The sequence below is a fragment of the Clostridium liquoris genome, assembly GCF_002995785.1.
Lineage (GTDB): Bacteria > Bacillota > Clostridia > Clostridiales > Clostridiaceae > Clostridium_AO > Clostridium_AO liquoris.
The window spans coordinates 65,932-79,462 of record NZ_PVXO01000012.1 but is presented as its reverse complement, the minus strand read 5'-3'; the positions used below and the strand labels follow the sequence as shown (position 1 = coordinate 79,462).

Below are 13,531 nucleotides of genomic sequence, written 5' to 3'. Positions count from 1 at the left end.
TCAATTAAAATAGTCTAGCTATAGGTGATAAAACTAATCCACAGCGTCTTATGATAATTATAGTAAAAATCTTTAAGAAAGGAAAAGTATAATGAATTTTTACTATATGTTCATTATACAAGGTGAAAAAGTGGAAAGTATAAAGAATATAGGGGAAGTAACAAGTAAGAGTGACAATCTGTTAGAAATTTTTATACAGGATGTGTCAGGAGGTGGTAGATACAATAATGGATTAGAAATTATTATAGAAGAAGTATGTGGAAAGTTTTCATATAAGGGTATCAATTTAATTCAATATGATGATGCCTACAAATTAAGATACCTTTACAGAGCAGGTTCTTCCCGTGGTACTGATATAACTCCGACATCCAAAGTAACAGATATAGAAAAAACATTTTTAAATAAAATAATAAAAGCTTTTCCGGAAGGAATTAAGTTTTGTGGTAAAGAATTTAAAGATGAAAAAGAAATTCTGACTGGCATCAGTAGTGTATTAAATGAAAATAGTGCTTATATATTAGAAGATTTAAAGAAAGAATTGACTAATGTTCCTAAAAAGGAAGGTTCTTTTATAACTGTTGCAGTGGAGGATAATAGTGGAAAAGGATATATAGGCGATTTTAAAGTATTTAATAAGAAAGTAGTTGATGATGCTCTTAAAAAATTTCGTTACAGCGAAACTTATAAAAAAGAAGTATATAAAGACAGTGCGGTATGCTGCTTATGTAGAAAAAAAAAGGAAGATATATTTGGATTAGTTAATATTTTTCCGTTTTATACCATAGACAAAGAGGGTTATATAGCAGGTGGTTTTGATTATGAAAGGGCATGGAGAAACTTTCCTGTATGTAAAGACTGTGCTGTAAAGTTAGAAAGTGGCAAGAATTATTTAGATGATTATTTAACATTTACTTTCTACGGAAGAAAGTATTATCTTATTCCAAAACTAATTTTTGGAAAAGATTTACTTAAAGTATTAGATAATTATAAAATTTTAAATAGTAAGGATGCAGAAGATGTAAGAAATAAGTATGCAGGTGTGGAAGAACATACTTTAAGATTCTTAGGAAAACAGGAAAATAGCATTAGCTATGATTTAATGTTTATTGAGAAGAATAATGCAGCATTAAATATTCTTTTGAATATTGAGGATGTAGCACCATCAAGGTTCAAAAAAATTTTTTCTACTTTAGATTATATAAGAAGTTTGGAGTTTTTTGAAGATAAGATTGTTAGTTTTCAGTTATTAAGCAATGTTTTCCCAAGAGATAAATTTAATAGATACTTTTTGGAAACCATAGATAAAATTATTTCGGATAATAAAATTGATTATAAATTTATTATGAGATTTTTTAATGAATATATAATTGATGCTTATAAAAGGTCTGAAAAGGATGAAATATCAAAGGAAAAGGATAGTTATTCAACAGCTACTTTTAGAGTATTTGGATTCTTATACTTTTTAGAGTATTTAAATTTATTTAAGAACAGAAAGGAGGAAATTTATATGTCTTTAGAAAACAAAGTATGGGATATTAAAGATTATTCTTCAAAGGGAGAGGTATTCCAAACTTTCTTTCAAGAAGCTAATCCATTTTTTAATACTAGTTCTAAAAAAGCAGTATTTTTAACTGGATATGTAGCTGAAAGATTATTAAATATACAGTATTCAAGAGAAAAAAGGAAACCTTTTTTAGCAAGATTAAAGGGACTTAAACTTAATAAAAAAGACGTAACAAGACTTATTCCAGAAATACAAAATAAGCTAATAGAATATAAGAGTGAAAATTATAATGAGGTATTTAATCTTATTAGTGAATATGTAATAGACTCAAATGGGTTAGAGAATTTATCTGATTTAGACATTCCAGTATATTTTAGCATGGGAATGAATATGGATAAAAACTTTGTTATAACTAAGAAAAAAGATGAAAATTAGATAAGTGAAGAATAAACATCAATTTAAATTAAAAGAAAGGGGTAGGCTGTATTAGAGGTACAGCCCTGTGATATATATGAATAGATCAGAATTAATATTTTTATATGATATAAAGGATAACAATCCAAATGGAGATCCATTAGATTCAAATAAACCAAGAATTGATGAGGAAACAGGAATAAATTATGTTACAGATGTAAGGATAAAAAGAACTATAAGAGATTATTTGTATGAATACAAAGGAAAAGAAATATTTGTAAGGGAAAAAAGAACGGATAAAGGTTATGTACAGGATGCTAAAACTAGAGCTAAAGATTTCGGTTCAAATAAAGAGGAGGCTATTAAGAATATATTAAGCAACTGTATAGACGTAAGATTATTTGGAGCAACTATACCCCTTGAGTTTGTTAAAAATGATAAAGGCTCAGCAACCTTTACTGGACCTGTACAGTTTAATATAGGTAGATCACTACATAAAGTAGCATTAAAAAGAATAAAAGGAACAGGCGCCTTTGCTTCAGCAGAAGAAGGAAAAGATAATAAAACCTTTAGAGAAGAATACATTCTTCCATATAGCTTAATAGGGTTTCAAGGAATTATAAATGAACATGCAGCGGAAGAAACTAAGCTTCAGGAGGAAGATATAAATTTATTATTAGAGGCTATGTGGAATGGTACTAAAAATTTAATATCAAGAAGTAAGGTTGGTCAAATGCCTAGAATGCTTGTAAAAGTAAATTATAGAGAAAATAACTTTCATATAGGGGATTTGATTAAAGGTATTAAATTAGAAACGCAACTCAATGATGAAGAAAATATTAGAGGATTGGAGAATTTTAAATTAAATATTGATAAATTAGTTTCTACATTAATTAAAAATAAAGAGAAGATATTAAACGTTGAATATATAATTGATGATAATGTTAATCTAGTATTAAATGGAAAAGAAACAGGCTTTGATGAGGCTATAAAAGAGGTAAATCCAGTAGAATTAAAAATAAAAGGATGATTATTATGAAATGTTTAGTTTTTGATGTATGGGGTGATTTTGCACATTACAGAAAATTTTATACTACTTCTTCTCCATTAACTTTTTCTTTTCCACCACGTACTGCTATAACTGGAATGATAGCTGCTATTTTAGGAATAGATAAAAATGATTATTTAAAATATTTTACAAAGGATCAGGCCAATATTTCCATAAGACTTATGAATCCAGTTAAAAAATCAAGAATTTCATATAATCTTATAGATACAAAGACAGCAAAAATGATGAGTAAAATCCAAAACAGAACTCAAGTAACTTTTGAGATATTAAAAGATTGTGCATATAGAATATATTTTACTCATAACAATGAAGGATTATATGAGAAAATGAAAGAAAATTTATATAATCATAAAAGTTATTATACACTTTCATTGGGTCTTAGTGAGTATATAGCTAACTTTAAATTCGTTGGAGAATTAGATTTAAAGGAAGAACATTCAGAGGATTATGTTTATATAGATTCAATAATTCCATTTGAAAAGGAAATACCCGTAGAATTTGAAATAAATTGTGAGTATTTCAAAGATACACTTCCTAATGAAATGAACGAAGATAGAGAGGTTATAGAATATAAGAAGGTTATATATGAAAGAAATTGTAAGCCTATAAAATGTATTGCAAACAATTTTTACAGTGTAGGAGAAGGTGAAAAAATTGTATTCTTATAAACTAAATTCTCATGAGAATATTTTACTTATAAATCATCTTAAAAATGTTGGGGATAGATGTAGCGAGATTATAACAGAAAAAGATATTAAGTTTTCATATGAAAAGGAAAAATTAATGTATGTTTCCAAGGTCATGGGGTATACCCATGACCTTGGAAAAGGTACAAAATATTTTCAAAGGTATTTAGATCAAATGATTAATTATGGTAAAAGTGATGTGGATAAAAACCTAAGATGTCATGGTTATCTCTCAGCACTATATACTTATCATTTATTAAAAGATTATGATGAAGAACTAGCATTAATGGCTTTTACTATAGTTAAAAGGCATCATGGTAATTTGGAAAATTCAGATGTTGAATATACTATTGATGCAATCCAGGTAAAGAGTGCTAAAAAGTTAGTAAAAAATCAGTTGAACTCCTTAGAAAAAGAGGAAATTAAACATATACTTGAAGAATTAGGATTAAAATATGTGGATGAAAATTTATTACTAAATAGTATAGAAGATATAGCTTATGAAGCATTTGAACAACTTACTCAAATACAAAAAAATGAGGATTTAGAAAAATATATAGTTTATAAGTTCTTATTTTCCTGCCTTATATTTGGAGATAAAGAAGATGCTATATTTCATAAGTTCAATAATATAAAATATGATATTCCCTATAATATTGTGGATGAATATAAGAAAATAAAGTTTAAGAGCAAAAATTCTAAACTGGGAAATATAAGAAATCAAATTAGTGAAGATGTAGAAAAAGGAATAAAGGAAAGTAATAATCGTATAATGTCAATTACAGCGCCTACAGGTACTGGAAAAACTTTAATGAGTATGTCAGCAGCCTTAAAATTAAAAAAGAAATTAAATAAGAATATGAAGATAATATATTGTTTACCATTTACCTCAGTAATAGATCAAAATTATGAAGTTTATAGTGAAATTATAGAAAAAGTTATGGGAGAAGAAAAAGTAACTAATGATAGAATTTTAAAACATCATCATTTAAGTGAAGTACATTATATTAGTGAATGGGAAAATTATAATGATAATAAAGCAAAATTTCTAATAGAAAATTGGAATTCTCAGATTATAGTAACTACTTTCATGCAGTTTTTTAATACTGTATTTTCTAGTAGAAATAGTGAATTAGTTAAGTATAATAGCATAGCAAACTCTATTGTGCTATTAGATGAAGTTCAATCATTACCTTTTAAATATTGGCTTATTATAAATAAATTATTTAAGGTTATGGCTGAAAAATTAAATATATATTTTATATTTATTACTGCAACGCAGCCACTTATTTTTGAACAAGATGAGATAAAGGAATTAATAGATCAGCCTAAGAAATATTTTGATAAGTTTAAAAGAACCAAGTTACATGTAAATCTAGATAGTATTGATTATAATAGTTTTCTTGTGGAAATGGAAAATATGATATTAGAAAATGAAGAGAAAAATATTTTAATTATATTGAATACGGTTAAATTAGCACAAAGTACTTATGAATTTATAAAAAGTTTGGATTTAGAAAATACAAGGATATATTTTCTTTCCACAGGAATTATACCAAAGGAAAGAAGAAAAAGAATAAGAGAAATAAAAACTGGAAATATACAATTAGATAAATTTATTTATAATAAAATAAAAGGATTAATAAATGATGTAAGTTTTAAAAAGATTAATAATACAATTATAAAACTTAATAAAATTAAGAAAAGAAAAATAGTGATTAGCACTCAGCTTATAGAGGCAGGGGTAGATATAGATATGGATATTGTAGTAAGAGATTTGGCTACATTGGATTCTATAAATCAAAGTGCCGGAAGATGTAATAGGGAAAACAGAGGAGAATATTTAGGAGATGTGCATTTATACAATATAAATAATGAAAATGGTAAAGAGTATAATAGTTTTATATACGATAATTATTTGATATCTAAAACAAAGGAAGTATTATCAGAGAAAAATATAATATATGAAGAAGAATATTTGGATATGAATAAGGAGTATTTTGAGAAAGTAAGAAAAGATATGAGTGAAAAGGAGTCCAAAGATTTAATTGAAGCTATTCTTAAGTTGAATTTTAAAGATGTAGCTAACAATTTTAAGTTGATTGATAGTAAAGATAAAGTATCTGTATTTATAGAAGTAGATGAACAAGCTAAAAATATTTGGAATGAATATAAAAAAATCATGAAACAGGATAATCCATTGATTAGAAGAGAAATGTTTAATAATATAAAAAAGGATTTTTATGATAATGTAATAAATATATTTAAAAATAAGGTGAAAGAAAGCGAAGAAATGGGAATAGCATATGTGCCTTATGAAGGTTTATGTGCAAGTTATAATAAAGATACAGGGTATAAAGTAGAAGAAAATGATGTAATATTATAGGAGGAAATTATGGAATTAAAAATTATGAGGTTATGTTTTGAAAATATCGAAATGCCTAAAAGAGATATACCTAAAATAAGAGGTTTTATAGCTAATAAATTTTCACAATATGAGGAACTTCATAATCATAAAGGTGAAAAAAATATATATGGATATCCTATAATACAGTACAAAGCTATCCATCATATGCCTTGTATTTTAGGTATTAATGAAGGAATAGATATAATAAAAAAAATAGAAACTGAAATAGATACTTTAAATATTGGAAATAATATTTTAAATATTTATGAGAAACAAATAAAATATGAAAAAGTTGAATATGGTATATGCAATACATTATTGAAATATAAATTTGATTCCCCATGGATGTGTTTAAATGAAAATAATTTTAAAATATATAAAAAATCCAATGAAGAAGAAAAAACACAATTGCTGAAAAGCATTTTAATTGGTAACATATTGTCTATGTCTAAAAGGTTTAAATATACTGTTGATGAGAAAATTATTGCATATTTAAATCTACAGCCTTGTGGAATAAGGTTTAAAAATAAGGATATGTTGGGATTTAAAGGAGAATTTATTACAAATTTTAAAATTCCAGATTATATGGCGGTGGGAAAATCAGTTTCAAGAGGCTTTGGAACAGTTAAATATATGGGAAATTTTGATTTTAAATAATTATGTTTTCATAGAAAGCATATTATTACAAGTGAGTTAATAACCAACTATTTACTAATGATGAGTTACATTATATAATAATTATTGAGAAAATAAATTTCCAGGTCTGCATAGCAGCTATATATATGGGATTAAGATGTCTTAAAAGTATGTAAAACTATAAAAAAAGCACTTTTTTAATCAAATAACTAATAAAAATATTAGCTTTAAGCTTGTCTTAAAATTAATATTAAGTATTGAAGTTATGTACTTTTGCAAGAATTACGGCTTAAATCTTAAGATCCATTAAAACAAGGATTGAAACCCTAAGCCCTTGATATATCTAGCTTGCGAGGTGTTACTTAAATCTTAAGATCCATTAAAACAAGGATTGAAACGTTCAAAAGTACAAAAGAAAACCTCCTCAAAATTATCTTAAATCTTAAGATCCATTAAAACAAGGATTGAAACAAGTTATTAAACAGGGGTGATTAATCGTGGATAAACTTAAATCTTAAGATCCATTAAAACAAGGATTGAAACTAGAGAGGAGATTAAACATGAAAGAATTCAAAGGCCTTAAATCTTAAGATCCATTAAAACAAGGATTGAAACCTTCTATCCATCCTTCCATTGCTTCAAGTAAATTATCTTAAATCTTAAGATCCATTAAAACAAGGATTGAAACGGACAGTGCCTTAAGGTGTATTATTTCATCATTTTCTTAAATCTTAAGATCCATTAAAACAAGGATTGAAACAAACAACGAAAAGATTACACGTTAAAACTATTTGACTTAAATCTTAAGATCCATTAAAACAAGGATTGAAACTAACGCTGATAATCCAGTAAAAGTTACATTTTCTCTTAAATCTTAAGATCCATTAAAACAAGGATGTATTTTGTACATAAATTTCAGGCAAAAATATAATTAAAACCCTGCCCACCAAAAGATGGAAATCACTCTTTTAGACTATTAAGCCAAGCTTTAGTTTCTTTAATTCTGTAAGAATTTCCATTCATATTAACAACGTAGGATTTATTGGTTAACCTATCGGTCATTGTTGCAGTCATAACAGGATTTCCAAATATTTCACCCCACCTGTTGTTATTGGCAAGTACTTTTGGAGAAATTTCGGCAAACTATTTTACTGAAGTTTTTCCATTTTTTATTCTCTAAAATATAGATTTCCTATGTTAAAGTCTATAACTTTTACCAGTCATATTAAAAAGCTCACATCTGTAAGATATTCCTATCTAGTACAGCCGTAGTTAAAGCAGGATCTCCTAAGAGCTCAACCCAATCTTCGAAACCTTTATTCGAGGTGATTATAAGTGAAGCCTGTTCATGAAGTGCTGATATTAATTGAAAGAGCAGATTAGCTTCGTCCCTGGTTATAGGTAAGTACCCAAGTTCATCAATTATGATAAGGTTTGAAGAAAGAATCCTGTTGATTTTACCTTTGCTTTTTCTTGATATTTCCTGTGTTTTTAAGACATGCATTAAGTTATCCATGCTAGTAAAACTTACCTTGTAGCCTAATTCTACAGCCTTGTATACTAAGGAAACCGCAAGATGCGTTTTTCCAACGCCCGAAGGACCTAGAAATATAAGATTATACATCCTTTCTATCCACTCCATTTCAACAAGCCTGTTTATTTGTTTTTGTGTTATCGATTTTTGAAAGTTAAAGTCAAAGTCTTCTATCCTTTTAATTACTGGGAATCCAGCATATTTAAGCCTTCTTTCCTGCGCCTTTTTATCTCTTGAGGCTACCTCACTCTCAAGTATAGATAGTAGAGTAGCAAATCTTGATAAGATGTGCTGCCTAAATCGGCTTTTTCAATAACCTTATCAGCATTTATTCTTAGGTAGTTAAGGTTTAGATTTTTAGCATAATCTTTTATTAATTCTAGTTTTCCCATTTACCTTTATCCTCATTCAAAGCGCTGCTGTATTCACTAATACTTCTTACTTCAGGCTTCAATCCTTTATACTTTGAAGGAATGGGCATGTTGTTTCCAATAGGCTTTTGAGTAACTTTTATGTCTTTCTTAACCGCAAGGTACTCAAGAGTTTCTTTAAACATTTCTGCACTCCACAAACTTTGTATAACACAATAATCCACTGCTTCATTTATAACCTCTGATTCATAAGAAGGTGCTGTATTTATTATTACTCCCAGTTGATCTTTACAGTATCGTGCCTTTTCCTTCCTAATATTATCAAGAAATATCTTTGCATTTTCGGTTTTGCCAAGTGCAATAAAGGCTTTTTTATATATATTATCTACAGAATTATGTATATCCCTTTCAGGGTGAATAATTTTAACAAGTTCACCTTGTTTTGTGCTTATCTGATGGCTCACTATTAGTTCATCAGTCTCTATATCCAGGATGTTTATTTTAGTGCCCTTTAATATTAGTTTAACCTCTTTTCCGGGGACATAAGTACCTTTAGGAACCTGGTACCTATTTTGCTTGTATAAAACTATATTGTTTTTTCTTACAGCATAAGTTAAACTAATATCAGATGAATATTTTTCAAAGAGCTCAGGTACTGGTAGCAAGTGTTCCTTTCCGAGAGTAAACACTTCTGCTGGTACCTTCTTTGTTATTTCATGTTTCTTACCATTACCTGTTCTATCAAGCCATTTTAAGGAGTCTTGATTAAACGAATAAACATCTATAAAAGTTCTGTTTATAGCAAAATTGTATTTTGCGTATTTTACCACAGCTTCAATTTTGCCATTACTTTGAGGGTCGAATTCTCTGCAAAGCCTAACTTTGTACTTCATAGTGTTTATATAGTTCTGGAAACCTTCGGTATAAATTATGTCCCCATTATTTTATGATACAGTAAGTACCCCTATCTTGGTCTTATACAATTTCAACAGGCATGCCTCCAAGATATTCAAAAGCTCTATTATGAGCATCAATGAAAGATACTGTGCTAAATGGCTTATCTGCCCATAGTATGAATTTGTATCTTGAATGAGCTAATACCATTGCAAAACAATAAACTTTTACCTTACTTCCATCTAACATTTTAAGCCATATTTGCCACATATCAACTTGTGCTTGATATCCCATTGGAAGCTCCAGGACTTCCTCAAACTGCCTTATTGACTCTGCCTTCGGCAAGTTGTATTCTCCTCTAAAATTGCTTATATAGAGTATCAATGAGCGTTCTTTAAAGTTTACATCTCCATGCCTTTCTTTAATCCAGTCAAGGATTTGCGTTGCTGACATATCGCTAAAGTCTGTTATCCATTCTAAAATCTCATCCTTGTACTTATCAATCTTTTTAGATCTGCACTTAGCATCAATACAGAGCTGTGCATATTCCTCAGGTGGCATGTCTCAATACTTATCCACAGTCTTATAATTTATATTTGATACCTTCTGTACCTGTGATTTATTTAAACCCATTGCTTTATATTGCTTAACTTCACCAAACAAATTCCATCCCTTCAACTTTCCATCCCCCTCTGATAAATTATCTCTTTAAATTCTACTAGATGTTGGATTATTATTATACCTAACTGGAAAATACTCTCCCTTTTTATTTGCCAAAATCCCACCCTTTTAGTTTACCATTAACAAAAGCTAAAAGGTTAGACATGTTCTTAAATCTTAAGATCCAATAAAACAAGGCTTGAAACAATGTTACAGGTGGATTTATGTCACATCTGAAGCTTTGTTTTTAATATATTTCTTGGGAAATAACGAACATTTGTTTGTATAACTTTTGGTGGAATGTTAATACTATAAATGAAATATATAGTATTGGGGATGATTCTGTGGTAGAATTAAAAGTTGTTTATGGAAAGACAAGTAAAGGGGATTTTTGCGTTAAAGAAGAAAAACAGAGCTATATTCAGATGGATGAGATTATGAAAAGATTATTTTCTCTTCAAAAGAATATATAGATAAAGCCTATGAAAATGATAAAATAAATATAATGGATTATGATGAAATGACAACAGTAATAGAGAATATTAATTCTTATTTTTTAGATATGTATGGAAGGTATGAGAATATAGATGAGGAGGTAAGGAATATGGTGAAAAGCTTTTATGATCCCAAAGTAGAGGAAAGAGGAATAGAAAAAGGCAAGATAGAAGTAGCTAGAAATCTATTGAAAATGGGAATGGATTTATTAGCTATAATGCAAGCAACAGGGCTGACAAAAGAAGAAATTGAAAAGATTAAAGAGAATATGAATTAGAAAATGGCAAATTAGTAGCAAGCTCAGCCAAGGTTTTGGCTCTTAGCCTCAGGTGACAAAATAATTCATCTGAAGCTTTTTTTATATTGAAACTGTTATAGTTTTTACAAAGGTCTGGCAGTCACATAATACAACTTGTAAATAAATAAAAAAAATGATATTATTTTGTAATGATGATACGGGGGTGATATATTGATTAATGATATGGACTTATTAATACAGCAGAGGCAGATGAAAACAAATAAAAAACAAAAAAATCAAATTCCATATGCAATTAGCATCTTTTTAATTGCACTAGCTATCTGTGCGTTTCTATGGAAATATAATTATAAATATATTCCTTATTGGATTATAGGTATTGGATTTGGTGTTACATTAAGATATTCTAGATTTTGCTTTTCAGCAGCACTTAGGGATTTTATTATTTTGCGAAATACAAAGCTTTTAAAGGCTTTATTATTGGCTATGATGGTAAGCACTGTAGGCTTTGGCATAATTCAATACATCTATCTTGAAAATAATCCTATAGATTATATACGTATTCCAGGTTCTATAACTTCAGTAGGCCCTCATATTGCAATAGGAGCATTTATATTTGGAATTGGTATGACTATTGCTGGAGGCTGTAGTTCAACGATTCTTACGAGAATTGGAGAGGGACATGCCTTCCCTTGGGTAGTTTCATTAGGATTTATAATAGGTAATATTTTAGGGGCAAATAATTATTCCTTTTGGTATGACAAAATTATTAGTAATACAAAAGTAATTTACTTTCCGGAATATGTGGATTTAAGAATTGTAGTTATACTTCAATTAGTTGTTTTAATGATTTTATATAGGATAGCAAGTGGATATGAAAATAAAAAAAATTAAAAACATGAGGGAGGCGTGTATATGGCAGTAAGAGAACTTAATTGTCTGTATGAACCATGTCCAATTCCGTTAATTAAGGCGGTTAAGGAATTAAAAACAATGCAATGTGGAGATATTTTAGTTTTGCGTTCAGACCAAAGTTGCATTGGAGTTATTGTAGAAGAATGGGGGCAGCAAAATAATTACTTGGTAAGAGTAGTGGATTTAGAGAATGGAGAATGGGAAATTTATATTCAAAAGCCATGATAATATAGGAGGGGATTAAAAATATGGTTGAATGGTTAAAAAAACCCTGGCCCTACTGGGTTGGAGGTATATTATTGGGCATTTTTAATGTGACTTTACTGGCAATAACGGGAACAGTATGGCATATAAATACTGGTTTTCTCACATGGGGTATGGAGATATTAGATTTCATTGGTATTAAGGTATATGATTGGAGGTTTTTTAAAATATTTAATTATACATATAACGATATAATTTTAAATCATAATTTATTTATTAATAAATATACAATTTTAAATATTGGTGTAATTACAGGGTCTTTAATTGCAACATTGTTATCATCTCAATTTAAGTTGAAAAGGTTAAAGGATAAAAAGCAGACTATTCTTGCCCTTGTGGGGGGAATTATTATGGGTTATGGAGCTAGACTTACTTCTGGCTGTAATATTGGAAGTTTTTTCGGTGGCATACCATCCTTTTCTTTACATGCGTGGGTTTATTGGATTTTTGTTGTTTTGGGAGCTGTAGTAGGGACTAAAATTTTATCTAAATTAATCTAGGAGGAAATATACCTCCTATTTTTTTAACAAAATGCTCTTTTATTAGAAGTTATAAAATCTGCAAACATCCTCTCATATTTGGTAAGTACGTAATTTTTTCTATAGCAAAGATAGTAATTAAATTCTATTTTAATTTCATCCACCGTAATTTGTTTAAGAAGACCCTTTTTTAATTCATTTTTAACTATTATCTTAGGTAAAAAGGCCACTCCTTTCCCGGCTAATATAGAAGATTTAATAGCTTCTGGAGAATTTAGAGAATAAATAACATTTAAGTCTTCTAATAAAACACCTTTTTCTTGAAAAGCATTTTTTACTAAGTATCTGGCATTAGAGCTTTCCTCTCTCAGTATAAGAGGCAATTTTTTTAATTCTTCTATAGTAATATGATCTATGTTTTCGCTACTATTTCCAACTAAAATCAATTCATCTGAGGTTATATATTCAATATCCAGGCTGTCTTCTTCTGGATTACCTTGAATAATTCCTATATTAATGGAATGATCACATAATTTTTTTATAACTTCAGATGAATTGTTAACTTCCATATTTATATCTAACTCCTTATGGAGTTTTTTAAAGACAAATATAGTACAAGGAAGAGCATACTCCCCTATGCTTTTACAGGAACCAATAAGTAACCTTGGTACATCCTGTTGTAAATTTTTAAGATCTCTTTCTATATTGACTTTAATAGATAATAGAGTATCAGCATAGTTAAATACAACTTTTCCTTCCTCTGTTAGCTTAACACCTTTGTTACTTCTTATTAAAAGATTTGACCCAAGTTCTTTTTCTAAATTTTTAAGTTGCATACTAAGTCCAGGCTGAGTAAGGTGAAGATGGTAAGCAGCTTTTGATATACTATTGTACTTTACGGTCACGTAAAATGACTGAAGATACTCAAGATTCACATCGTCACACCC

At 28.5% G+C, this 13,531-nt stretch carries 16 protein-coding genes and 1 CRISPR repeat array; of the genes, 10 read left to right on the top strand and 6 right to left on the bottom strand.

The annotated features are described in order from the left end of the window. Positions 1-91 precede the first annotated feature (91 nt). The 5 genes from CLLI_RS03450 to CLLI_RS03430 all read left to right on the top strand — a co-directional run bounded on the left by CLLI_RS03450 (position 92) and on the right by CLLI_RS03430 (position 6,737). Positions 92-1,939 (top strand): TIGR02556 family CRISPR-associated protein, encoded by a 1,848-nt coding sequence (locus tag CLLI_RS03450; protein WP_106062845.1) that lies wholly within the window; start codon positions 92-94, stop codon positions 1,937-1,939. A gap of 76 nt (positions 1,940-2,015) precedes the next feature. Next, entirely contained in the window at positions 2,016-2,948 is a 933-nt protein-coding gene (cas7b, locus tag CLLI_RS03445; protein WP_242975513.1) for a type I-B CRISPR-associated protein Cas7/Csh2, read from the top strand. A gap of 5 nt (positions 2,949-2,953) precedes the next feature. Next, the gene (gene cas5b / locus CLLI_RS03440) at positions 2,954-3,655 is read left to right on the top strand and encodes a type I-B CRISPR-associated protein Cas5b (RefSeq protein ID WP_106062844.1); all 702 of its coding nucleotides are present in this window, start codon (positions 2,954-2,956) and stop codon (positions 3,653-3,655) included. Further along, positions 3,642-6,059, top strand: a complete 2,418-nt coding sequence (locus tag CLLI_RS03435; RefSeq protein WP_170063638.1) for a CRISPR-associated endonuclease Cas3'' — start codon at positions 3,642-3,644, stop codon at positions 6,057-6,059. The genes cas5b and CLLI_RS03435 overlap by 14 nt, the downstream gene beginning before the upstream one ends. Positions 6,060-6,068: 9 nt before the next feature. Then, positions 6,069-6,737: a CRISPR-associated endonuclease Cas6 gene (locus tag CLLI_RS03430; RefSeq protein WP_106062842.1), complete on the top strand. Its 669-nt coding sequence runs from the start codon at positions 6,069-6,071 to the stop codon at positions 6,735-6,737. A gap of 267 nt (positions 6,738-7,004) precedes the next feature. Then, positions 7,005-7,619: a CRISPR direct-repeat array (repeat unit 37 nt; unit sequence CTTAAATCTTAAGATCCATTAAAACAAGGATTGAAAC). A gap of 57 nt (positions 7,620-7,676) precedes the next feature. On the opposite strand, the gene CLLI_RS14970 is transcribed toward CLLI_RS03430, so the two are convergent. The 5 genes from CLLI_RS14970 to CLLI_RS03410 form a co-directional block, all read right to left on the bottom strand. Then, positions 7,677-7,850, bottom strand: coding sequence for an ATP-binding protein (locus CLLI_RS14970; RefSeq protein ID WP_278335564.1), 174 nt, complete (start codon positions 7,848-7,850; stop codon positions 7,677-7,679). A gap of 100 nt (positions 7,851-7,950) precedes the next feature. Further along, on the bottom strand, positions 7,951-8,508 hold the full coding sequence (gene istB, locus CLLI_RS03420; RefSeq protein WP_242975511.1) for an IS21-like element helper ATPase IstB: 558 nt from the start codon (positions 8,506-8,508) through the stop codon (positions 7,951-7,953). Further along, on the bottom strand, positions 8,490-8,642 hold the full coding sequence (locus CLLI_RS14435) for a hypothetical protein (protein ID WP_170063637.1): 153 nt from the start codon (positions 8,640-8,642) through the stop codon (positions 8,490-8,492). Before CLLI_RS14435 ends, istB begins: the two co-directional genes overlap by 19 nt. Continuing rightward, positions 8,630-9,514 carry a hypothetical protein gene (locus tag CLLI_RS03415; RefSeq protein WP_106062841.1) on the bottom strand — a complete coding sequence of 295 codons (885 nt, stop codon included), beginning with the start codon at positions 9,512-9,514 and terminating at the stop codon, positions 8,630-8,632. Before CLLI_RS03415 ends, CLLI_RS14435 begins: the two co-directional genes overlap by 13 nt. 82 nt (positions 9,515-9,596) lie before the next feature. Continuing rightward, positions 9,597-10,076: a hypothetical protein gene (locus CLLI_RS03410; RefSeq protein ID WP_106062840.1), complete on the bottom strand. Its 480-nt coding sequence runs from the start codon at positions 10,074-10,076 to the stop codon at positions 9,597-9,599. Positions 10,077-10,519: 443 nt separating this feature from the next. Between CLLI_RS03410 and CLLI_RS14965 the strand changes: the two genes are divergently transcribed. From CLLI_RS14965 to CLLI_RS03390, 5 genes are all read left to right on the top strand, one after another. Continuing rightward, the gene (locus CLLI_RS14965) at positions 10,520-10,648 is read left to right on the top strand and encodes a hypothetical protein (RefSeq protein ID WP_278335563.1); all 129 of its coding nucleotides are present in this window, start codon (positions 10,520-10,522) and stop codon (positions 10,646-10,648) included. A gap of 47 nt (positions 10,649-10,695) precedes the next feature. Continuing rightward, entirely contained in the window at positions 10,696-10,947 is a 252-nt protein-coding gene (locus CLLI_RS03405) for a hypothetical protein (protein WP_242975509.1), read from the top strand. 192 nt (positions 10,948-11,139) lie between these two features. After that, positions 11,140-11,820, top strand: a complete 681-nt coding sequence (locus CLLI_RS03400; protein WP_106062838.1) for a YeeE/YedE thiosulfate transporter family protein — start codon at positions 11,140-11,142, stop codon at positions 11,818-11,820. A gap of 21 nt (positions 11,821-11,841) precedes the next feature. Continuing rightward, positions 11,842-12,066 (top strand): sulfurtransferase TusA family protein, encoded by a 225-nt coding sequence (locus CLLI_RS03395; RefSeq protein ID WP_106062837.1) that lies wholly within the window; start codon positions 11,842-11,844, stop codon positions 12,064-12,066. 23 nt (positions 12,067-12,089) lie between these two features. Further along, a complete protein-coding gene (locus CLLI_RS03390) occupies positions 12,090-12,605 on the top strand; it encodes a YeeE/YedE thiosulfate transporter family protein (RefSeq protein WP_278335562.1) in 516 nt (171 codons plus the stop codon). A gap of 23 nt (positions 12,606-12,628) precedes the next feature. On the opposite strand, the gene CLLI_RS03385 is transcribed toward CLLI_RS03390, so the two are convergent. Next, entirely contained in the window at positions 12,629-13,519 is an 891-nt protein-coding gene (locus CLLI_RS03385) for a LysR family transcriptional regulator (protein ID WP_106062835.1), read from the bottom strand. Positions 13,520-13,531 lie beyond the last annotated feature (12 nt).